Source organism: Kutzneria sp. CA-103260 (assembly GCF_018263855.1).
Classification (GTDB): Bacteria; Actinomycetota; Actinomycetes; order Mycobacteriales; family Pseudonocardiaceae; genus Kutzneria.
The window spans coordinates 9,161,269-9,184,233 of sequence record NZ_CP073318.1 but is presented as its reverse complement, the minus strand read 5'-3'; the positions used below and the strand labels follow the sequence as shown (position 1 = coordinate 9,184,233).

Genomic DNA, 22,965 nt, shown 5'->3' with positions numbered 1-22,965 from the left:
GCTGGGCAGGTCAGCAGGGTTGTCACCTAGGCTCAGCAGCTACCAGGAGGCTTGAGCCACGCTGAACTTCCACGCAAACTTTCCTGAACTCGCCAGTACCTCAATTGACGAAATTCCGGCTTAGCCATAACCTTTCCGTTCGGATCCACCCATTAGGGTGTGGCTACACCGATGTGCGCACCCATAGGTCTCGTATCCCCCTGCGGAGGCTCGATGGCTGCGCACTCCTCCTGCCCCGGATTCACACAGAATCTTGTGCTTGGAGTCAGCCCGTTCAACGTTCCCGATGCGCGATTGGTTACCGCGGTCTGCCGGGCCGGTGGCGTCGGCATCCTCGATCTCGGCGCCGGCGACCGACACAGCCGGGAAGCGCTCGACCTGCTGCTGAGCTGGGCCGGCGGCCCGTTCGGCGTGCGCGTGACCGGCGCGTGCGCGTTGCTGCCCGGCGACCTCCCCCGTGATCAGGTTCACACCGTCCTGATTGGTCACGGCGCGGAGTGGTCTATTCCAGAACTGGCCTCGCACCACCGAGTTCTGGTGGAGGTCTCGAGCAAAGCGGAAGCATTGCTCGCAGTCGAGCGCGGTGCACACGGGATCATCGCTCGTGGACACGAGGCCGGCGGGCCGGTAGGTGAGCTGAGCACGTTCGTGCTGCTCCAACAACTTGTCGACGCTGTGGACGTGCCCATCTGGGCCTGGGGCGGGATCGGCGTGCACACGGCTGCGGCGGCCGTGGTCGGCGGCGCCGCCGGCGTTGTCCTCGACACACAACTGGCGTTGCTCTCGGAGTCCGATGTGGACAACGAGATCGCCGCGGCGATCCGGCCGATGGACGGTTCGGAGACGACCGTCGTGGACGGCGAGCGGCTGCTCGTCCGCAGGGGCGCAGGTCAGGGGCGGATTCCGGTTGGGCAGGACGGTTTCCTCGCCGCGCGGTTCGCGAACGAGTTCGGCACGGTCGACCGGGTCGTGCGAGCGATCAAGGAAAGCGTCGCCGCCGCACTGGAGCAGGAGCCCTCGGCACCGAGTCTGATCGCCCAGGGACCGATGACGCGGGTGAGTGACCGCGCGAGGTTCGCGGCGTCGGTGGCGGAGAACGGCGGCCTGCCGTTCGTCGCGTTGGCGCTGGCGACCAAGGAGCAGACCCGAGACCTGCTGCGGGAGACAAGGGACTTGCTCGGCGACCGGCCGTGGGGCGCGGGAATCCTGGGCTTCGCGGCCGAGGAGGTCCGGACCGGGCAGCTGGAAGTCATCGAGGAGCTGCGTCCGCAGTACGCGATCATCGCCGGTGGACGGCCCGCGCAGGCTGCGGCGCTGGAGCGGCTCGGCATCACGACGTTTCTGCACGTGCCGTCGCCGGGTCTGCTCAAGCAGTTCCTCGATGCCGGGGCGCGGCGGTTCATCTTCGAGGGGTCGGAGTGCGGCGGTCACGTCGGTCCGCGGTCGAGCTTCCCGCTGTGGGAGTCCCAGCTGGGCGTGCTGCTTGACTTCCTCGGCGCGAATCCCGAGGCCGAGCTGGACGTGCTCTTCGCCGGTGGCATCCACGACGAGCGCTCGGCGGCGATGGTGAGCGCGATGGCTGCTCCATTGCGTGCGCATTGCTGCAACGTCGGCGTCCTGATGGGGACCGCGTACCTGTTCACGGAGGAGTGCGTACGCGATGGAGCAGTGCAGCCGCTCTTCCAGCGGCAGGTGGTCGACGCCGAGGCGACTGCGCTGCTGGAGACGGCTCCCGGTCACGCGACGAGGTGCGTGACCAGCCCGTTCGCGGAGGACTTTCTCGCGCTGCGTGACGACTTGCGCGCTCGTGGCCTGCCGGACCGCGAGGTCTGGGAGGAGTTGGAGCAGCTCAACATCGGTCGGCTGCGGATCGCGAGCAAGGGTGTGGAGCGCAGTGGCGCGGAGTTGCTCGACGTCGACGAGAACCGGCAACTTGCCGAAGGCATGTTCATGGCCGGCCAGGTTGCCGTGCTGCGTGACGCCGTCACCACGGTTGCGGCGCTGCACGAGAGCGTGAGCTTTGGAGCAATGCGCTACCACTCCGCCAGGGCGCAAGCTCTCGGCGTCGGCAGCAGCACTGCGCCAGAGCCGGAGCCCGAGCCGTTGGACGTTGCCGTCATCGGCATGGCTTGCATGTTCCCCCAGGCCCCCGACCTGCCGACCTTCTGGGCGAACGTGCTCGCCGGGGTCGACGCGGTGACCGAGGTGCCGTCGGAGCGCTGGGACGCCAACGTCTACTACTCCGCGACCGGAGGGACGGACCGCACGCCGTCGAAGTGGGGTGGCTTCCTGCCGGAGATCCCGTTCGACCCGCTGCGCTACGGCATTCCGCCGGCGTCGCTGGCGAGCATCGAGCCGGTGCAGCTGCTCGCCCTGGAAGCCGCGTACCGGTCACTGGTGCATGCGGGCTACGGCGACCGGGCCTTCGACCGGTCGACGACGAGCGTGGTGTTCGGCGCCGAGTCCGGCAGCGACATGGCCAGCGCGACCACTCTGCGCACGGTGCTGCCGTCCTACCTGGGCACGCTGCCCGAGGAGCTGGACCGCCAGCTGCCGAGGCTGACCGAGGACACGTTCCCCGGGGTGCTGGCGAACGTCATCGCCGGCCGGATCGCCAACCGCCTTGACCTGGGCGGCGCGAACTACACGGTCGACGCGGCGTGCGCCTCCTCGATGGCGGCGGTGGACGTGGCCTGCAAGGAGCTGGTCACCGGAACGAGCGACATGGTGCTGTGCGGTGCCGCGGACCTGCACAACGGCATCAACGACTACCTGATGTTCAGCTCGGTCGGCGCGCTGTCGCCGTCCGGCCGCTGCAAGACGTTCGACAGCAGCGCCGACGGCACGACGCTCGGCGAGGGTGTCGCCTGCGTGGTGCTCAAGCGGCTGGCCGACGCCGAGCGCGACGGCGACAAGATCTACGCGGTGATCAAGGGCATCGGCAGCGCGAGCGACGGCAAGTCCCTCGGCCTGACGGCGCCGAGGCCGGAGGGCCAGCGCAGCGCGGTGGAGCGGGCGTACCGCAACGCCGGCCTGTCGCCGGCGCAGGTCGGACTGGTCGAAGCACACGGCACGGGCACAGTGGTCGGCGACCGCACGGAGCTCGGCTCACTGGCCAAGGTGTTCGTCGAGCACGGGGCCCAGCCGGCCAGCTGCGCGATCGGCTCGGTGAAGTCGCAGATCGGCCACACGAAGTGCGCTGCCGGCCTGGCCGGCCTGATCAAGACGGCCCTGGCCCTGCACAACGGGATCAAGCCGCCGACGCTGCACGTGGAGCAGCCGAACTCGGCGTGGGACACCGAGGGCAATCCCTTCGTCCTGCACGCGGAGGCCGCGCCATGGGCGGCGCCGGCCGCGGAGCGGATCGCGGCCGTCAGCGCCTTCGGCTTCGGCGGCACGAACTTCCACATGGTGCTGTCGGCCTACAACAAGGCACCGACCCCGAGGCACAGCAACGACGAGTGGACGGCCGAGCTGTTCACGTTCCGCGGCGCGGATCACGCGTCAGCGGCGCGTTCCGTCGAGTGGCTCCTCGACCTCGTTGCCAAGAACGAGGCGAGCGGCCGCACGTGGCGGCTGCGTGACCTGGCCAAGACCGCGTCACGGCGGGCCGAGCAGCGCAGCGAGCCGACGCAGATCGCCGTCGTCGCGCGGAACATCGACGAGCTGCCGCAGCGGCTCCGCGACGGGGCGGCCGGGCAGCACGATCCGAAGCGTGGCATCTTCGTTGCCCGGCAAGGCGTCGACGGCAAGGTTGCCTTCCTCTTCCCCGGACAGGGCAGCCAGCGGCCGGGCATGCTCGCCGAGCTCTTCGTCGCGTTCCCGGAGATCCAGCACCTGCTACAGCTCGGACAGGAGTGGGCCGACACGCTGTTCCCGCCGGCCGCGTTCGACAAGGAGGCCGAGCAGCGGCGCACGGCCAGGATCACCGACACTCGCGCGGCCCAACCGGTGCTGGGGATCACCGGACTCGCGGTCAACCAGCTGCTGAACCGGCTCGGTGTGCAGCCGGATCTGTTGGCTGGCCACAGTTACGGCGAGCTGGTCGCGCTGAGCGCCGCGGGTTCCTTCGGTCCGGCAACGCTGTTGGCAATGAGCCGGGCCCGCGCGGACAGCATCCTCGGCGCGGCCGGCGAAGATCCCGGTTCGATGGCCGCGATCACCGGAACGGCCGAGGACATCGCATCGGTCCTCACCGAAGACCTGGTGCTGGCCAACCACAACGCCCCGAAGCAGGCGGTGATCTCCGGGCCGACCGAGCAGGTCCGCCAGGCCGTGGAGGCGCTGCGGGCCAAGGGAATCTCGGGCAGGCAGATCCAGGTCGCCTGTGCCTTCCACAGCCCGCTGGTGGCCGACGGCGGCAAGGCGTTCGGCGAGTTTCTGTCCACACAGGACGTTCGTGAGCCGGAGCTGCCGGTCTGGTCGAACCGGACCGCCGCGCCCTACCGCGGCGATATCCGAGCGGAGTTGGCGGCACAGATCGGGTCGTCCGTCCGGTTCGTCGACGAGATCGAGTCGATGTACGCGGCGGGGGCGCGGGTGTTCGTCGAGGTCGGCCCGGGCAAGGTGCTGACCCGACTGGTCGACGCCATCCTAGGCGACCGGCCGCACGTCCGCGTGACGACCGACGGCGGCGTGCGCGGTTTCCTCGCCGCGACCGCGCAGCTCGCGGTGTCCGGCGTGAACGTCCGCACGAGCTGGCTGTTCCACGGCCGCGACGCCTTGGACGTCAGCACTTCCACGCCGCCGAAGCGTCCCGGATGGACGATCGACGGCCAGCTGGTCCGCACCGCCGACGGGCAGTACCTGAACGGCGGGCTCGTCCCCGCCCGACGAGTGGAGTTGTCGATGTCCCAGCCGAGCGCCGGTCAGGACGCGTTGATCAGCGAGTACCTGCGCACCAGCCGCGAGATGATCGCCGCGCAGCGGGACGTGCTGCTGAGCTACTTCGGCGGCGTGGCCAACGCGCCGACCCGCGTGGTCGAGCACATCGCGCCCCCGCCGGTTGTCGAGATCCCCAAGGCGGTCGCGGCGCCGGCGCCGGTCGCGGAGCCCGAACCGGTCGTCGCCGACGTGTTGACGACGGTGCTGGAGGTCATCAGCCAGCAGACCGGCTACCCGACCGACATGATCGACCCGACGCTCGACCTCGAGGCCGATCTCTCCATCGACTCGATCAAGCGCACGGAGATCGCCGGCACCCTGGTCACCAAGCTCGGCGCTGCCACCACGTCGGACATCGAGGAGCTCACGAAGGCCCGCACGGCGCAGCAGATCGCCGACTTGTTCGGTGGTGGAACGACAACCGCCGAGCCGAGCGCGGCGGCGACCGAGAGCACTCCGCTCGACCTCGTCGCAGCGGCCGGCAACGGAGGCACGCCGCTCGCAGCCGCCACCGACCTGGTCGCGGCGGCCGCGACTGCCCGCCCCGACGCCGGGTCGGCAGTGATCAGCGGCGGCCGAGCGCCGCGGCGCTTCGAGATGGTGCCCACCGAGGTTGGCACCGCACGGCCGCTTGACTCGTCCACGTTGTCCGGCAAGGAGTTCCGCATCATCGGCGGCCAGCCGGAACTCGTGGCCGAGGTCACGGCCGCGCTCGGCGAGCAGGGCGCGACCGTCACCGAGAACGCCGACAACCTGCTCTACCTCGGCGCACTCTCGCCCGGTGACGACCCGGTCCTGCCGGGCGCGTTCGCGGAATTCAAGGCAGCGCTGGCTCGTGGTCCGCGCTGGGTGATCGCGGTGTCCCCCGTCGCGGAGCACGCCGACGACCGCGTGGCCGGCCTGCGTGGCTTCTTCCGGACCATCTCCCGCGAGTACCCGGAAACCGCGGCCAAGCTGATCGAGGTCGACACCACGGCGGTGACCGAGGGCCTGCTCGACGAGTTGCTGGCCGACGACCGGCACCCAGTTGTGTTGCGGGGCAACGGGACGCGCAAGACCATCGACATGCTTCCAGTCGACCTGGGTTCGCTCGGCACCACCGGCGCCGGCCCGGCGGGCGACGGCACGGCTGAGGCGCAGGCGATCGGCCTCGACCGGGACTCCGTGGTGCTGCTGGTTGGCGGCGCACGCGGCATCACCGCCCAGTTCGCGACCAAGCTGGCGATGACCAGTGGGTGCCGCATCGAACTGATCGGCCGTACGCCGCTGCCGACCGACGCCGAAGACCCCGCCACCGCGTCGGCGCTGGACAAGACGGCGTTGCGTGCCGCGCTGATCGCCCAGGGCCACCGCTCGCCGGCCGAGATCGAGCGCATGTCGGCGAAGATCCTCGCGGCGCGCGAGGTCCGGGCGACCCTGGACGAGCTGCGGGCACTGGGCAGCACGGTCGGCTACCACTCGGCGGACGTCCGCGACCAGGAGGCGTTGCACCGCATCATCAAGGAGATCTCCACGGACCACGGTCGGATCGACGGCGTCTGCTACGCGGCCGGTGTGATCGAGGACAAGCTGATCGCCGACAAGGACGCCGACTCGTTCCGCCGGGTCTTCGACACGAAGGTGGACGGCGCCCGGGCGTTGCTGTCCGCAGTCGAAGAGCTGCCCACCCCGCCCCGATTCGTGACGCTGTTCGGCAGTATCGCGGCGGCACTGGGCAACCGTGGCCAGATCGACTACTCGGCGGCCAACGACGCGCTCCAGACCTTGGGCGCCCTCTGGGCTTCCCGCACCGGAACCCGCGCACTGACCGTCCACTGGGGACCGTGGGCGCCGGACGCCCGGCACGGCGGCATGGTGACACCGGAGCTGCAGCAGGAGTACAGCCGCCGCGGGATCGAGCTGATCGACCCCGAGGAGGGCACCATGGCCCTGCTGCGGGAACTCGCCTTCGGCGACCACGACGTGCGGGCCGTGGTCTACACCGCGTCGGGCTGGTGACGCCGATGTCCGATGTCGCGATCGTCGGCATGTCCGTCCTGCTGCCGGGGGCGCCGGATCTCCAGACGTACTGGCGGAATCTGGTCACCGGCGTGGACGCGATCACCGACGTGCCCGAGCACCGCTGGGACCCCGGCTACTACGATCCCGCTGGCTCGGCCCGGGCCGACCGGTTGTACTGCCGGCGCGGCGGATTCGTCGACGAGTACGCCGACGTGGACCCGGCCCGGTTCGGGATCATGCCGAACTCGGTCGCCGGCGCGGAGCCGGATCAGCTCATCGCCATGCGCGTCGCCGCGTCGGCGATCGCCGACGCCGGTGGCGACGAGCGACTGCCGGCCCGCGACCGGATCGGCGTGATCCTGGGCCGCGGCGGCTATCTGACGCCCGGCGTGGTGCGGCTCGACCAACGCGTGCGCACCGCCGTGCAGTTGGTGCGCACGCTCGGCGAGCTCGTTCCGGGTATCGGCGCCGCCGAGTTGGAGCGCGTGCGGGTGGCCTTCACCGAGCAACTCGGTCCGGAGCAGCCGGAGTCGGCGATCGGTCTGGTGCCCAACCTGGCCGCGTCACGCGTGGCGAACCGGCTCGACCTTCGCGGCCCGGCGTACACGGTGGACGCTGCCTGTGCGTCCTCGCTGATCGCCGTCGATCACGCCGTGCACGAGTTGAGCAGCGGGCGATGCGACGTGGTGCTCGCCGGCGGTGTGCACCACTGCCACGACATCACGTTCTGGAGCGTGTTCACGCAGCTGAAGGCGCTCTCGACGAGCCAGCAGATCCGGCCTTTCCATCGCAACGCGGACGGCATCCTCATCGGCGAGGGCACCGGAGTCGTGGTCCTCAAGCGACTGGCCGATGCGGAACGGGACGGCGACCGGATCTACGCGGTGGTGCGCGGAACGGGCGTGGCCAGCGATGGGCGCAGCGCCAGCCTGTTCAATCCCGATCCCGGTGGGCAGGTGCTCGCGGTCCGCAAGGCCTGGGCCGCAGCGGGATTGGATCCCTCAGCGGAGGGCGCCATCGGTCTGTTGGAGGCGCACGGCACGGCGACGCCGGCTGGCGACTCCGCGGAACTCGCCACCCTGGCAACGGTTTTCGGCGCCCCGACGCGCAAGCCCGCGGTGATCGGCTCGGTGAAGTCGATGATCGGCCACACCATGCCGGCCGCCGGGATCGCCGGCCTGGTCAAGGCGGCGCTGGCGGTGCACCACGGCGTGCTGCTGCCGACGTTGCACTGCGACGACCCGAATCCCGCGTTGAATGCCACCAGGTTCCGGCCGATCGACAAGGCCGAGGTGTGGGCGGACGACGTGCGTCGCGCCGGCGTGAACGCCTTCGGGTTCGGCGGCATCAACGCGCATGTGGTTTTGGAGCAAGCACCTTCGCCGAAGCCTGCGCCGTCCGCGATTGTCGTCAACGAGCCGGTGCGGGTGCTGCGCGTCGCGGCGGACACGCCCGACGAGCTGCTGCGCCGTCTCAACCAGGATGAACAGCATGAGAGCGGCCGACTTCGACTGGCCATCGTGGACCCGACGCCCAAGCGGGTGGCGCTCGCCGAGAAGACTGTCGCCAAGGGCGTCGCGTGGCGTGGGCGCAGCAACTTCTGGTTCAGCCCGGAGCCCCTGCTGCCCAAGTCGGGCATAGCCTTCGTCTTTCCCGGGCTGGAGGCCGAGTTCGACCCGCGCGTGGAGGACGTGGCCGACCATTTCGGGCTCATCCGTAGGTCCGTCGGCAACGGCGATCTCGGCCGGCACGGGATGAGCGTGCTGGGCGTCGGGCGGTTGCTGGACAGTGCGTTGCGGCGCATCGGCGTGACGCCGACAGCCTTGGCCGGGCACAGCATCGGTGAGTGGACCGCGATGTCGGTGAGCGGGATGTTCTCCGACCGCGCGGTGGAGGACTCCCTGGCGAGGTTCGACCCGACCTCGGTCGAGGTGCCGGGGGTCGAGTTCGCCACCATCGGCTGCGGCGTCGACCGGGTCGCTGAGGCCATCGCCGACCGGCCGAACATCGTTTTGTCGCACGACAATTCGCCGAGCTCGACGATCGTCTGCGGACCGCCGGAGGAGATCGCCGAGTTGGTCGCCGAGTTCCGCAAGCGCGCGGTGATCAGCCAGGTCCTGCCGTTCCGGTCCGGTTTCCACACGCCGATGCTGAAGCCGTACATCCAGCCTTTCGTAGACCTGGCCGACCGCCTGGAGATGGGCCGGGCAGCGCTGCCGATCTGGTCCGCCACCACAGCTTCGCCGTATCCGACGGACCCGGATGCCGTGCGAGACCTCTACATTCGGCATCTGGTCGAGCCCGTCCGCTTCCGCGAGACGGTGTCGGCCATATACGCCGCCGGCATCAAGGTGTTCATCCAGGTCGGCGCCGGGCAACTGGGTTCGTTGATCGACGACACGCTCAAGGGCGTGGATCACCTGACGGTCGCGGCGAATTCGGCCCATCGGGGCGGCGTGGACCAGCTCCGGCTCGTCGCCGCGGCGCTGTGGGTCGAGGGTGGATCGCCGGACTTCTCGCTGCTGGAACCGACTCGTCAGCCGGTGACGCTGCAGCTGGGCTCGCCGTTGGTGTCCGTCGACACGACGATCAGCACCGGTCCGTCCCGTTTGGACTCGCTGACCGCGGACTTCCCCATCGCGGCTGAGCTTGAGGCTCTGCTGCGGGAGACCGCCGAGTCGGCCGCCCAGGTGATCGCCAGCCGGCGGGCGCCCGCGATCCGGTCCCTGACCAAGCGGATGACGATCTCGACCGAGTCGATGCCGTTCCTGCTGGACCACTGCTTCGCGCCGCAGCGGGAAGGGTGGCCGGACCTGGCCGACCGGCGTCCCGTCGTGCCGGGCACGACCTTGATCCAGATCATGATGGACGCCGCCGAGGAGGCCGCGCCGGGACTTCGCGCCGTGCGCGTGCACGATGTGAAGTTGTTGCGGTGGCTCATCGGCGCGCCGGCCGAAGAGGTGACCATCACCGTCGAGCCGATCGGACCGGATCGGGTTCGGGTCGCGGTCGGCGATCACTCGCAGGCCGTTGTGGAATTGGCGTCGGATTGGGCGCCCAGGCCGCACCGGAGTTGGTCGATCGCCGCCGGCGAGCGCACAACGCCGGGCATGACGGCGCGGGAGTTCTACGAGCGGCGGGTGATGTTCCATGGCCCGGCGCTGCAGGGGATCACGGCCTTGACCAGCGTTGGGGTCAACCACGTCAGTGGTGTGATCACGACGCCGGACGTGCCCGGCGGTCTGCTCGACAACGTCGGCCAGCTGCTGGGGTACTGGATCTGGGAAACCCAGACGACCAAGCGGATCGCCTTCCCGGTGCAGATGGGGCGGATCGAGTTCTTCGGCCCGCACCCGGCGCCCGGCACGCCGATCGACTGCCTGATCAAGGTGGTCGACGTGAGCGACCGGCTCTATCAGGTGGACGCCCAGCTGACCGTGAACGGCGTGGTGTGGGCGGAGATCAGCGACTGGCGGGACCGCAGGTTCGACAGCCACATGGAGTTGGACGAGGCGTGGCGGTTCCCGGAGCGGAATTCGCTGTCGCAGCGGCAACCCGGCGGCTGGGTCGCGGTCGCCGAGCGCTGGCCCGACCTGGCATCCCGTGAGCTGTACCTGAGCAAGTACCTCAGCGGCCGCGAGCGCGCCTGCTACGACCGGTTGCCGCCACGCAACCGACGGCACTGGCTGCTCGGCCGCATCGCCGTCAAGGACGCGGTGCGCAGCCTGTTGTGGGACAACGGATCTGGGCCGATCTTCCCGGCGGAGATCCTCGTCGACGACGCCGGCGACGGTCGCGTGACGGTCTCCGGGAACAACGGCTTCCCACTGCCGGAAGTCACCGTTTCCCTGGCGCACAAGGACGAGCTCGGGGTGTCGATCGCCCGGTTCGGCCGCGGTCCGGTGAGCATCGCGATCGACGACCCGACAGCCGGCATCGCCGCCGGTGACGGCCGACAGCGTGTCGCCGTCAGCAATCCAGCAGACCTGCCGGCCCGGCAGTACGTCGTCGCGTGGACCGCCGGTCCCGCCGATCAGGAGGACGAATGACCACCACCGAGGCGTCGCGCGACGTCGTGTTCGACGAGATCGCCGGCATGCTGCGCAAGGTGCTCGCCGAGCTGGGCGTGGACGACGTGGAGATCACCGAGCTGACCTCGTTCAACGAGGACCTCGAACTGGAGAGCATCGACCTGGTCACGCTGACCGCGCTGGCCACCGAGCACTGGGGCGAGCCGGTGAACCTGGCCGAGTTCCTGGCGGACAAGGACCTCGACGAGGTGATCGCGCTCAAGGTCGGCGATCTAGTCGACTTCGTGGTCGCGGCCCTGGCCCGCGCGGGAGGCTGACGTGGGCAAGATCCTGGCCAACGGCGTCAACACGCACTACCAGCGGATGGATGCCAAGGGCGTCGACCCGGAGTCGGCGCCGACGGTCGTGTTCATCCACGGTCTCGGCACGGACAGCCTGGCCAGCTTCTATCTGACGCTGGCCGCGCCGGTCGCCGCCGCGGGAGTCAACGTGCTCGCCTACGACCTGCGCGGGCACGGCCGCAGCGACTGCCCGACCACCGGCTACACCTTCCAGCACTTCGTCGAGGATCTCGGCGCGTTCCTGGACGCGTTACCGGTGCGCGGACCGGTTCACCTGGTGGGCAACAGCTTCGGCGGCACTGTCGCGTTCGGACACGCGTTCGCCCGGCCCTGGCAGGTGGCGAGCATCGTGTCCATCGAGTCGGAGCCGCCCACCCAGCCGTGGTCGGACCGGATGGTGCAGGCCATGGACTACATGGGCGAGCAGCTGTCCAACGAGCAGACGTTCCTGGACCTGGAGGCGCAGAACGGGGCGCACCACGCGAAGCTGGCCCGCAAGGCCGCGGCCAAACTGTTCGCCACGACGATGATGGCGGAGGTGTCGCAGGGCCGGTTGATGTCGGCCGAGGACCTGTTGGCGCTGCCGACACCGGTGCTGCACATCCTCGGCGGCGACGGGCTGCAGGGCGAGGACCCGCGGGCGTTGGAGCGGGCGTTGTCGAACTGCCGGACCGTGGTGTTCCCCGGGCAGGACCACTCGGTGCTGGTCGACGCCCACCGCAAGGTGCGTGAGCTGCTGATCCCGTGGGTGCGCGGCATTCACACCGATGTGCCGTGGATCGACGCGGCCGACGAGGCCCGGCTGCTGACCGTGGAGCCCGTCGCGTGAGCCGGTTCCTCTTTGTCGTCCCTCCGCTCGTCGGGCACATCAACCCGACGGTCGGGGTGGCGGCCCGGCTGGCTGCCGCCGGGCACGAGGTCGGCTGGGTCGGGCCGAACGCCGCGCTGGCCCCGCTGGCCGGCCCGGGCGCGACGTTCTATCCGACGGGCCGTCCGCTGTCGGAGTTCGCGCTGGTGGGTCGGCCGCCGCAGCTGCGGGGGTTCGCGTCGCTGAAGTTCCTGTGGGAGGAGTTCCTGGTTCCGCTCGCGGAGGGCATGGCTCCGCTGGTGGACGCCGCCGTGGACGAGTTCGCGCCCGACGCGATGCTGGTCGACCAGCAGGCGGTGGCCGGCGCACTGGTCGCCGAGCGGCGGGGGATCCCGTGGGCGACGTCGGCGACGACGTCGGCGGAGCTGGTGCAGCCGCTGTCGGAGATGCCGAAGGTGGCGGCGTGGCTCGACGACCTGCTCGCTGGGCTTCGGCGTCGGCACGGCTCGACGGCTGCGACACACGACCTGCGCTTCTCCCCTCATGGCGTGCTCGCGTTCAGCACGGCGGAGCTGGTCGGCCCGGTCGGCGGCAACGTCGTGTTCGTCGGGCCGTCCATCGCCGAGCGGCCGGACGACACCCCGTTCCCCTGGTCGTCGCTGGACGGGCGACCGGTCGTCTTGGTCTCGCTGGGTACCGCCAACGCCGATGCCGGCGGCCCGTTCCTGGCCGCGGCGGTGGAGGCGTTAAGCGGGCTGTCGGAGCTGGTGCAGGGCGTCGTCGTTGATCCAACGGGTGAGCTTTGCTCGAAAGATGACGTCTTGGTCGTGCGCCGCGTCCCTCAACTGGCGCTGTTGCCGAGGTGTGCGGCCGTCGTCTGCCACGGCGGACACAACACGGTGTGTGAGGCGCTCAGTCACGGGGTGCCGCTGGTCGTCGCCCCGATCCGGGACGACCAGCCGATCGTCGCCCAGCAGGTGGTCGAGGCGGGTGCCGGCGTGCGGGTGCGGTTCGGCCGCGTCGGAGCAGAGCTGCTGCGTTCGAGCATTGCGTCAACTTTGGACGAGAGTTCCGGCTATGCAGAAGGGGCGCGGCGGATCCAGAAGTCGTTCGCCTCGGCCGGCGGCGCCGACGCCGCGGCGAACTGGCTCAGCGAGCTCGCCGCCACCCGCACGAGCGGGCTGAAGCGGTAGTGGAACTGTCCGGGGAAGGCCTCGGGCCCGCGGTCGACCGCGGCGAGCTGGTGCTCGACGAGCGACTCGAGGATCGCCTCCGCGGTGCGCTGGTCGCACCCGAGCACCGCGGACGCGCCCCTCGTGGTCAGTGGCTCGCTGGCGGCACCGGCGAGCCGGAAGAAGGCATCGCGGTGCGCCGGCGCGAGCGACCGGCAGCTCAGCTCGATGCTGTTGAGCAGGTCGACGCGGGCGTTGACCAGCTCGTCGAGCCAGTCCCGGCGATGTCGGAGCCGGTCGAGCAGCACCGCGATGGTCCAGTGCGGCCGGATGGCGAGCCGGTTGGCCGCGGCGACCAACGCCATCGGCGACGCTTCGAACAGCCGGATCAACCGGCGGGCCTGCGGCAGCTCGGCCCGCAAGCGGCGCCAGCCGATCACGGAGCCCAGCAGTTCGAGGGCCTCGTCCTCGGCCGGCGGGTGCAGGTCGACGGCGAGGCTCGTGCCGCGTAGCGGCAGCCTCGTCCGGCAGCTCACGATTACCGCGCACCCGCCGCCGCTGGGCAGCAGCGGCGCCAGCTCGACGGTGCTCACGGCGTTGTCGATCAGGACCAGGACGCGTCGCTCCGCGGTCCAGCCCCGGAGCAGGTGGCTGCGCTCCTCGATGCTGTCCGGCAGCTGCGCGCCGGTGCCGCGGATGGCGCGGAGAAAACCGGTGAGCGCCTCGACCGGGGTCTGTTCGGCCAGGTCGGCGTGCAACTGGCCGTGTGGGAAGCGGGCTCGGACGCGGTGCGCGAGGTGCGTGCAGAAGGCGGTCTTGCCCGATCCCGGCGGTCCGACGACCGAGACGACGGCGGGCGCGGAGCGCGACGGCTGCTGCAGCTGGCCCTCCGCCGCGGCCAGCTCAACCGTCCGTCCGACGAACACCGGCAGGTCGGGCGGCAGCTGCGCGGGCGGCTCCAGCCAGCTGCCGCTGCGCAGCGCGCTGGTCGGCGTCAACGCGTCGATCTGTGGGTTGCCGACCAGCAGACCGCGGTGGACCTGCTGCAACTGCTGCCCCGGTTCGAGGCCGAGGTCGTCGATGAGGGTGGACCGGATGCGCTGGAACACGTGCAGCGCCTCGGAGCGGCGGCCGAGTAGGTGCAGCGCCATCATCAGCTTGACGTGCAGGCCCTCGTGCGCCGGGTAGTCACGGACCAGCGTGCTCAGGTCGTTGATGACCTCGTGGTGGTGGCCGAGCATGAGCTCGACCTCCATACGCTGGTCGATGACGCCGACCCTGGTCTCCTCCAGGCTGCGGATGTGGTGTTCGAGCACCGGGCCGGCGTCGACGTCGCTGAGCGCCGAGCCGCGCCACACCGCCAGCGCCGTCCGGAAGACCTCGGACGCCGACTCGACGTGCCCACTGTCCAACTCGGACCGTCCACGTGCGACGAGACCGGCGAACCGACCGGCGTCGACGTCCTGTTCCGGCAGCGTGAGGGCGTAGCCGACGTGCCGGGTGTGCAGCAGGGACACCGTGGCGTCGTCGGCGGGGAGCAGGCGGCGCAGGTGTGACATATATGTCTGGAGCGTGCCGGTCGCCTTGCTCGGCGGCTCCGGGCCCCACAGCTCCTCGATGAGCTGCTCGGCGCGCACCACGTTGTTGGCGTTGAGGGCGAGCAGGGCGAACAGCTGGCGCAGCTTCGGCTGCGACGGGGTGATCCGCTCCTCGCCGCGAGCGACCTCGAACTGCCCGAGCACCCGCACCCGCATGTCCAAACACCTCCCGCCAGAGGTTGTCCCCCGTGCGCAGTTCCTATCGCGCCATGGCGGTCGCGTCTAGCCAGTGTGAACGGACAGTCACGCACCGTGCCCAAACGCGCGCGGCACATGGGTCAATCGTCCCGGCGCGTTCACTCGCCGTGACCTGTGTGACGCATCTCGTTGATCACTGTTCACGCCCGGGTGATGCGCCCCGGCCGCGTGACACTGCGAGAATCGGCGGCATGGCAGAGGTGAAGGCAACCGCCGAGCGGGTCATCGACAAGCCCTCGGACACGGTCTACGCGGCGCTGGCGGACTACGCCGGCGCCCGGGCGGGGATCCTGCCCGAGAACTACAGCGAATACGAGGTGCTCGCGGGCGGCAAGGGCGCGGGCACCAAGGTGCACTGGAAGCTGCAGGCGACCAAGAAGCGGGTGCGGGACTGCCTGCTCGAGGTCACCGAGCCGGCGCCGGGCACGCTGGTCGAGTCGGACCAGAACTCGACCATGGTGACCACCTGGACGGTCAAGGCCCAGGGTGAGGGCGCCAGTTCCGTGCACGTGCAGACGACCTGGCAGGGCGCCGGCGGGGTGGCCGGTTTCTTCGAGGGCACGTTCGCACCGCTTGGACTGCGCCGCATCCACACAGCGACGCTGGACAAGCTGGCCGCAACCGTTCGCAGCTAGTTTCCGTGGGTCCCCCCTCGGCCTTGTTCGCTCGATCGAGTGAACAAGGCCGAGAGATCATGAGGGGCTACGAGCAGCCGGTACGCTTCCGCCACCGCGAGTATGGCAACGGCGAGGTGAACCCGAGTGCTGTCGGCAGTCCATCACGGAGACGGGGGCGGCACAGGCGCGGGCCGAGCGGCATGAGCGTCCCGCAGCCACGTCAACCGCTCAGCTCGCGCGAGCGAATCAGGCTCACCAAGAAGTGGGCCTACCTGGTCGCGCAGTCCAACTACCTGCCGCTCACCCAGGGTGAGATCGAGGCCCAGTTCGGCACCATGCTCGACCAGCTGGTCCGGGCGGCCGAGGCGGAGCCGATGGACACCGGGGCCGCCGCCCGTGTCGGACGGCAGCTGGTTGCCCTCAACTGCGTCAGCAAGGACACCCTGGCCTCCACTCTCGAGGTGCTCGGCGGTGGCCTGCTCGTCCAGCCCGAGTTGCGCGGACGCCGCCAGGTGGCGGAGCGGGTGGTCACCGTGCTCGGCGCGCTGGCCGCCGGCTACTCCGACTCGACCAAGCAGTCGATCTTCGAGCAGCAGCAGAACCTCACCAAGTCGCTGTTCGCCGCGGCCAAGGAGACACAGCAGAGCCTGATCGCGGCGATGGCCCGGTTCGACGAGGTGGTCGCTGCCTCGGCCAGCGGCATCGGCATCACCGACCGGACCGGCCGCTTCCTGCGCAGCAACGAGGTGCTGCGCACCGTCCTGGACGTCAGCGAGAACGAGCTGTCGGGCCTGACCCTGTTCGACGTCATGCCCAAGGAGGAGGCGCTGCGGATACGGACCGCGTGCGCCGAACTGACCGACGGTCGGACCGACCGGATCCGGCACCGGCGCACCACACTGCTGTCCGGCGGCGAGCCGGTGCGGCCGCTGCTGTCGATCGCGCCGATCCGCGGCGGCCAGGAACTGATCGTCATCCTGGACGACGACTCCGAGCTGGCGCTGCTGCGCAACCAGCTCAAGCATCAGTCGCTGCACGACGTGCTGACCGGCCTGCCCAACCGGCAGTACCTGAGCACCCGGCTGGAGGCGTTGCTCAACCAGGCCGACCGGGACACCGGGACCACGCTGTACCAACTCGATCTGGACGCGTTCTCGGTGATCGCCGACGGCCTCGGGCGGCAGGCCGGCGACCACGTGCTGTGCAGTGTCGCCGATCGGCTGCGTGCGGCTTTCCTCGGCGAGCGGGCGATGATCGCGCGCCTCGGCAACGACGAGTTCGCGGTGCTGGTGGAGAACTCGCGGGCCACGCCCGACGTCCTGACGATGATCGAACAGATCAAGGACGAGCTGGCCGAGCCGATCTACCTGGCCGACGGGCGGGGCGTCGCCGCGCCCGCGACCATCGGCGTCGTGCATCGGCCGCCGGCCGAGATGTCGATGGAGGACGTGCTGCGGACCGCGGACCTCACGCTGCGGCGGGCGCGGCGCAAGGGCACGCAGTGGGAGCTGCACGACGCCCGCCTCGACACCGATGACCGGGAGCGGTGCGGCATGGCCGCGGTGCTGCCCGGGGCGTGGGAGACCGGCGAGGTCGGGCTGGTCTTCAACCGCCAGGTGGAGTTGGCAACCGGCAGCACGCATGCCGTGCAGGCCCTGCTGCGCTGGGATCGGCCGGGGCACGGCGTGGTCGACCACCAGCAGTGCGTCGATCTGGCCGAGCGGACCGGGCTGATGCTGCCGCTGGGCGGCTGGCTGCTGCGCAGCGCCTGTGAGCAGGCCGCCGAGCTGGCCGAGGCGCCGCCCGTCGAGATCAGTCTGCCGGCGTGTCTGGCCAACGACGAGGACCTCGTCGCCCGGGTGCTCCGCGATGTGGAGCAGACTGGCCTGTCGTTCTCGCGGCTGAGACTCGGGCTGCCCGCCGACGCGCTCGGCGGCACCGCCGCCGACAACCTCGCCGTCCTGGTCGAGACCGGCGTCGACGTGGTCGTCGAGGAGTTCGGCGTCGGGCCGCTGGACCTCGCCTACCTCGAGGATTTGCAACTCCACTCCGTGCGGATCGCCCGGTGGCTCGTCGAGCGGCAGGCCCGCCCGGAAGGTCTCGGCCCTGTTGTGCTGCGGTCGCTGACCCAGCTCGTGGCCATGGCCCACGAGGCCGGAGCGAGCGTCGCCGTGGACGGGATCAACTCGGCCGCCCAGGCCGATTGGTGGCGTGACCTGGGCTGCGACATCGCCGCCGGCCGTCACTTCGGGCCCACGGGCTCGTTCCCCGCACTGTCGACGTAGTCGCACGCCATCGTCATCGGCGGAGAGGCCACACCCAGGCCAGGCATCGCGGCGGCCCGAACGCCAGCGAGTAGACCACCACGCAAGCGATGAGCACGCCGACGCCGGTCCAGGCCAGGCCGGCGCCCCAGAGCGGCTCGACCGAGACGCCCTCGTCGTAGTGGGGGCGGCGGGACTCGGGCACGGTCGCGGCGAAGCCGTCGACCATCCGCTGGATCTGCTGCTGCTCGGCCGGGCACAGCCCCTCCGCGCCGAGCTGGGCCGCGAGATCGGTCACCTGTCGGTCCTGCTCGTCGGTGAAGCCGGGGAAGTTCGCCCGGCTGGGCCCACCCGCCGGGATGGCGGCCGGCTCGCAGCCCAGCGGCGCGCCGTCCACGACGTCGAAGCTCACGGCTTCGGGGCCGCAGTCGTCGCCGGTGTGCGCGAAGCCGACGACGTAGGTGTTGTCGGCGGCCCGCTGTTCGCCGAAGCCGGCGATCACGGCCACAAAGGCCACCGGCCCCGCCACGAGCATGCCGAAGATCGCCATGAGCAACAGCGGTGTCTCCAGCGCTGGTGGAATCCGTTTCGCCATGACCCGGATGCTGGCCCGCCGGTCCGGGGCCCGGTCCCCGCGCGGCAGGGACAGGCCAAGGTTCAGCAGCGGGGTGGGGCACCGGTAGGGGCCAGGACGTGGATGGCCCAGGCGAGGACAGCGGTGAACCAGTCGGGGGCGCGTGGGGAGAGGTTGAGGTCGTGGCCGGCGTCGGGCTGGAGGTGGGTGGTGACGCACGGGGAGTGGGGGTAGTGCGCGGCCTCGTGGGCGAGGGCGGCGGCATAGGCGAGGTCTTGTTGGCCTGCGGCGACGAGGACGGGGACGGTGATGTCGTCGGTGGTGGGGGCGGCTTGGGCTACGAGGGTGTCGGCCAGCTCAGCGGTGGTGACCGTGTCCTTGGTGGCCTCGTCGGCGGAGATGACGGCGGGGTCGTCGTGGTCGCCGTGCCAGAAGACCTGACGGGCACCGGGGCGGGTGGTGAGGTAGGTGAGGTCAAGGGGCCGGGCGGCGAAGTGAGGGTCACTCGATTGGGGGACGAGGGAGGCGGCCACGGGGATGGCAGCCGCGGGTTGGACCTCGTGGGCCATGCCGCTGATGAGCAGTGCGTCGACGTCGGAGTAAGTGGCGGCCTCGTACCAGGCGACAACGGAGCCGTAGGAGTGGCCGGCGAGTAGGACGCGCGTGAACGCCGTCGAGGAGAGCTTGCCCAGTCGAGCGGCGTTGACGACTTGGTGGACCGCGCTGGCCTCGGTGGCGTTGGTGAGCAGTGCGCCGGAGGGGTGGGAACTGGCGCCGGTGCCGGGGCGGTCGAGGGCGAGCGTGGTGTAACCGGCGGCGACGGCGCGGCGGACGTAGGAGTAGACGTCCGGCTGCTGTGGGAAGTCCCAGTACGAGCGGTTGTACGTGGCCCCGGCGAGCAGGATCTGCACGGTGGGCGAAGGCGTGGCGCCGGACCAGCAGAGAGAGCCGGCGACGGTCTGGGTGCCGGCCAGCGGCATGGTCACCGGGATGACGACTTCGCGGCAGGTTGGCGCAGTCGAGATCGGTGCGAGCGTTGCGGCAGAGGTGCGCGCGGCTGGGGTCGGCAATGCCTGCGCACTGGAGATGGGCGCGAGCGTTGCAGCAGAGATGACGCCGACGAGCAGAGCCGCAGCCTTGGACACGGGCGGAGTTTAGGTAAAGCAGGTGGCATGGGGTGTCATCGCCGCACCGGCGTGGCCGGTGCGGCGATGACTTCACTCGATCAGCTGACGGTGTAGCTGTAGGGGATGCCGGTCAGTTCGGAGCCCTGACCGATGAGCGGGTTGAAGGTGTCGACGTACACGGTGCCGCGCACGGCGGTGCCGGCCGGGCCGGTCGGCTTGAGGGTGATCTTGATGGTGCGGGTGGCGCCGGCCGGGATGAAGACCGGCGTGGCGGCGGGGCCGGCGACGGTGTGCTGCCAGAAATCACCGGTCTCGGACGAGAACCACGGGTCGAAGGGGGCGGTGACGGCGTTGGCGGAGATCTTCGCGGTGCCGGCGGGCGAGCCGTTCGGGAAGGGCCCGATGGCCTGCACGTCGGTGCCCCACGTCCCCGTCGCCAGCTGGTTGGCCGACGCGGTGTCGGTGACGGCGTGGTCGGGCCGGTTGGTGGCCAGGGCCAGCTTCTCCGGCGCGCCCTTGATGGCGTAGATGTCCAGGTCGACCGGGAGCGAAGCGGTGACGGTCGAGGACAGCTTGCTGGTGTGCGGCGGAACGAGGTAGCTCGGCGGCGCGGTGTCGCTGGTGTGCAGCGGCAGCTTCAGCGAGGTGACACCGTCGGTCGGGGTGAGGTCGACCTTGGCCTGGCCGGCGAGCCGGGGGTCGAGGAAGAACCACTGACCGGTCAGCCCGGTGTTGGTGACGTCTACGGACGCGGTCACGGTGCTGCCGGACTTGATCGAGCCGCCGGCGGGCAGGCCGCTGGCCTTGGCGGTGCTGGCGTCGAAGCGGACCTTGCCGCTGACCTGCTCGCTGAACTCCTTGCCGCTGACCGGGTTGGTGAGGATCACCAGCAGCTGCCAGCGGCCGGCGAGCGGCTGGTCGACGGTGAGGCTGCTGCCGCCGTTGGCGGTCCGCGTCGAGGAGTCGTTCCACGTGCCCTCGGTGGCGTTCACGTCGCCGGAGAGCATCTGCCCGTCCGGGCTGACGAGGTAGAACTCCAGCGGGGTGCCGGAGTCGGGGGCGGCGAGGTCGACGGTGAGGCTCTTGTGCCCGCCGGGCACGTCGAGGTAGAAGCCCTGCCCGCCGCCGAAGCCGCGGCCGACGCCGCCGATGACGTTGACGGAGAACTTGTTGTCCTGCCCCGGAACGGCCGGGATGAGGGCCCGGGCGTTGACCGGCACGCTCAGGTGCGAGCCGCCGAGGGAGTCGAACTGGACGGACGAGGTCACGTCGCCGGCGGTGGCGGGCAGCGGCACGGTGAAGTCGAACCGGGCCGAGCCGCCGGCCGGGATGACCCGAGCCGGGGTGCCGGTGATGCCGGCGGAGGCGAACTTCTTGCCGACGAACTCGATGGATGCGTTGCCCCGGAAGGAACCCGGGGTGAGCGGGGGCTCCTGGAGGTGGGCCCGGCCGTTGCTCCACACGATCTTCGCGGTCCACTTGCCGGGAACCGGGTCGTGCACGGTGATGTACTGGTTGTCGGCGAAGCCGTAGTCGTAGGACTGCTGCACGTACTTGCCGGCCGGGTCGACGAGGATCACCGACAGCTGGCCGGAGCTCTGGGTGCCGGGCCACACCATGGTGGCGTCCAGCAGCGGCGTGCCGGGCGGCACGGTGAAGGTCACGGGCGCGGCGGCCAGGGCGCCCTCGGCCGGCAGTTTGTCCGAAGAGGACGGCGCCGTGATGCCGATGGTCCGGGCGTCGGTGAAGGTGGTGGCGCCGACGGTCCGGGACGTGTCGGTGACGACCTGGGGCCGGTTGCTGGTGTTGGTCAGGGTGATCGAGGTGTGCTGACTGGTGCCGGCCTTGCCGCTGAGGCTGACCTGGTCCACGGACGGCACGAGACCGCCCTGGCCGAGCGCGGCCTTGACGGCGGCGTCGCTGTTGAGCAGCCCGGCGCCCTGCTGGTCGGCGGGCACGTTCAGGTCGGTGGCGGTGCCGGTCAGCAAACGCTTGACCAGGTCGGGCGACGGCCGGGTGCCGTGGTGGGCCTGCTCGTAGGCCTGGATCACCAGGGCGGCGGCGCCGGCGACGAAGGGCGCGGACTGGCTGGTGCCGCCGAAGGCCTCGGTGGCGCTGGTGCAGTCGTCCCAGCGGGGGTCGACGGTGCACGCGGCCATACCGCCGTAGCCGGGGGCGACCAGGTCAGGCACCTTGCCGTTGAAGGTGGGGCCACCGGAGGACAGACCGGTGATGTTGTCGCTGGTCCAGCCGGGATAGCCGTAGGCCTGGGCGTTGAGCCGCATGGCGGTGGTGGCGCCGACGGCGATGATCTGCGTGCTGCTGGCCGGCGAGCCGATGGTGCCGGAGATGCCGGAGTCGCCGGAGGAGGCCACGACGGTGACGCCCGCGGCCACGGCGGCGTCATCGGCCAGCGTCACCGGGTCGGTGGTCGGGTCCGGGTACGGGTTGCCGCCGAAGGACTCGCTGAGGATGTCCACCTTGTCGTGGTTCACCGCGTAGTCGATGCCGCGCAGGATGGACGAGGTGGAGGTGCCGGTCTGGCCGAAGATCTTGATGCCGACCAGCGACACGTCCGGCGCGAAGCCCCGGATCTTGATGTCGCAGCCCTTGGGCAGGCCGGAGTAAGGGAGCTCGGTCGACAAGTCGTAGGTGCGAGTGCCTTGCGCGGCAATGGAACTGGCGTCGCCGAAGGCCTCGCCGCCGCCGCTGGAGTCGTGCACGCCGTCACCGGAGAAGTCCTGGTAGTCGGTGAAGACGTGGCTGCCGTCGGGGCGGATGAACTCGGGGTTGTTGGTGTCGATGCCGTCGGCGAGGAACGCGACCTTCACGCCCTTGCCGGTGACGGTGGATTGCGCCTGGGTGGTGTGGGTGAGGTCGAGCGCCTCCGGCTCCAGCAGCGGCTTGCTCGGGTCGGCCGGGCAGATCTGCTGGCTGGGCTTGAGATCGGTGGCCGTCTGCTGTGGATAGAACGTCATGTCCGGCACGACGGCGGCGACGTTCGGGTTGGCCCGCAAGCGATCTGCCTCGGACGGCTTGACCTTGGCGGCGACGGCGCTGACGGTGTCGAACTGCTTGACGTCGGTGGCGCCGTGCGTGGAAAGGTCCTGCACGACCGGGTTCTGGTCGCTGCTGACGGCGGCGGAGCGCTGGTCGGTCTGCACCTTGGGCTTGAGGTCCGGGTGCTGGTCGCGCATCACCACGATGACGTTCTGCGGCGCGGCCTGGTCGTCGGCGACGGCGGCGGCGTTGGCCGCGATGGCCTGGGCCGGCGCGATCATCGCCACGAACACCGCGGCGGCCGCCGTCACTACGGCGGGCGCGACGGCTCTGCTCGTTCTCACGTGAGC

At 70.5% G+C, this 22,965-nt stretch carries 11 protein-coding genes; 7 read left to right on the top strand and 4 right to left on the bottom strand.

Features of this window, described 5'->3' with window-relative positions; all coding sequences use genetic code 11:
* The first annotated feature begins 213 nt into the window (after positions 1-213).
* From JJ691_RS40715 to JJ691_RS40695, 5 genes are read left to right on the top strand one after another with little or no spacing between them, the layout of a single operon-like run.
* Positions 214-6,882 carry a type I polyketide synthase gene (locus JJ691_RS40715; protein ID WP_211764803.1) on the top strand — a complete coding sequence of 2,223 codons (6,669 nt, stop codon included), beginning with the start codon at positions 214-216 and terminating at the stop codon, positions 6,880-6,882.
* Between the two features lie 5 nt (positions 6,883-6,887).
* Entirely contained in the window at positions 6,888-10,934 is a 4,047-nt protein-coding gene (locus JJ691_RS40710) for a beta-ketoacyl synthase N-terminal-like domain-containing protein (RefSeq protein ID WP_211764802.1), read from the top strand.
* The gene (locus JJ691_RS40705; protein ID WP_211764801.1) at positions 10,931-11,233 is read left to right on the top strand and encodes a phosphopantetheine-binding protein; all 303 of its coding nucleotides are present in this window, start codon (positions 10,931-10,933) and stop codon (positions 11,231-11,233) included. The genes JJ691_RS40710 and JJ691_RS40705 overlap by 4 nt, the downstream gene beginning before the upstream one ends.
* Before the next feature lies 1 nt (position 11,234).
* Positions 11,235-12,086, top strand: a complete 852-nt coding sequence (locus JJ691_RS40700) for an alpha/beta fold hydrolase (protein WP_211764800.1) — start codon at positions 11,235-11,237, stop codon at positions 12,084-12,086.
* Entirely contained in the window at positions 12,083-13,258 is a 1,176-nt protein-coding gene (locus JJ691_RS40695) for a glycosyltransferase (protein ID WP_211764799.1), read from the top strand. Before JJ691_RS40700 ends, JJ691_RS40695 begins: the two co-directional genes overlap by 4 nt.
* On the opposite strand, the gene JJ691_RS40690 is transcribed toward JJ691_RS40695, so the two are convergent.
* Complete coding sequence (locus JJ691_RS40690; RefSeq protein WP_211764798.1) at positions 13,141-14,991, bottom strand: AfsR/SARP family transcriptional regulator; 1,851 nt, start codon at positions 14,989-14,991, stop codon at positions 13,141-13,143. The two genes, JJ691_RS40695 and JJ691_RS40690, sit on opposite strands and share 118 nt — an antisense overlap.
* A 233-nt stretch (positions 14,992-15,224) precedes the next feature.
* On the opposite strand from JJ691_RS40690, the gene JJ691_RS40685 reads away from it, so the two are divergent.
* Together JJ691_RS40685 and JJ691_RS40680 are read left to right on the top strand one after the other, a co-directional pair.
* Positions 15,225-15,668, top strand: coding sequence for an SRPBCC family protein (locus tag JJ691_RS40685; RefSeq protein ID WP_211764797.1), 444 nt, complete (start codon positions 15,225-15,227; stop codon positions 15,666-15,668).
* A gap of 182 nt (positions 15,669-15,850) precedes the next feature.
* Positions 15,851-17,935 carry a putative bifunctional diguanylate cyclase/phosphodiesterase gene (locus JJ691_RS40680; RefSeq protein ID WP_211764796.1) on the top strand — a complete coding sequence of 695 codons (2,085 nt, stop codon included), beginning with the start codon at positions 15,851-15,853 and terminating at the stop codon, positions 17,933-17,935.
* Between the two features lie 13 nt (positions 17,936-17,948).
* On the opposite strand, the gene JJ691_RS40675 is transcribed toward JJ691_RS40680, so the two are convergent.
* The 3 genes from JJ691_RS40675 to JJ691_RS40665 form a co-directional block, all read right to left on the bottom strand.
* Positions 17,949-18,509 carry a hypothetical protein gene (locus tag JJ691_RS40675; RefSeq protein WP_211764795.1) on the bottom strand — a complete coding sequence of 187 codons (561 nt, stop codon included), beginning with the start codon at positions 18,507-18,509 and terminating at the stop codon, positions 17,949-17,951.
* A gap of 62 nt (positions 18,510-18,571) precedes the next feature.
* Positions 18,572-19,633: an alpha/beta hydrolase gene (locus JJ691_RS40670; protein ID WP_211764794.1), complete on the bottom strand. Its 1,062-nt coding sequence runs from the start codon at positions 19,631-19,633 to the stop codon at positions 18,572-18,574.
* Between the two features lie 80 nt (positions 19,634-19,713).
* Positions 19,714-22,959, bottom strand: a complete 3,246-nt coding sequence (locus JJ691_RS40665; RefSeq protein ID WP_211764793.1) for a S8 family serine peptidase — start codon at positions 22,957-22,959, stop codon at positions 19,714-19,716.
* Positions 22,960-22,965: the final 6 nt, after the last annotated feature.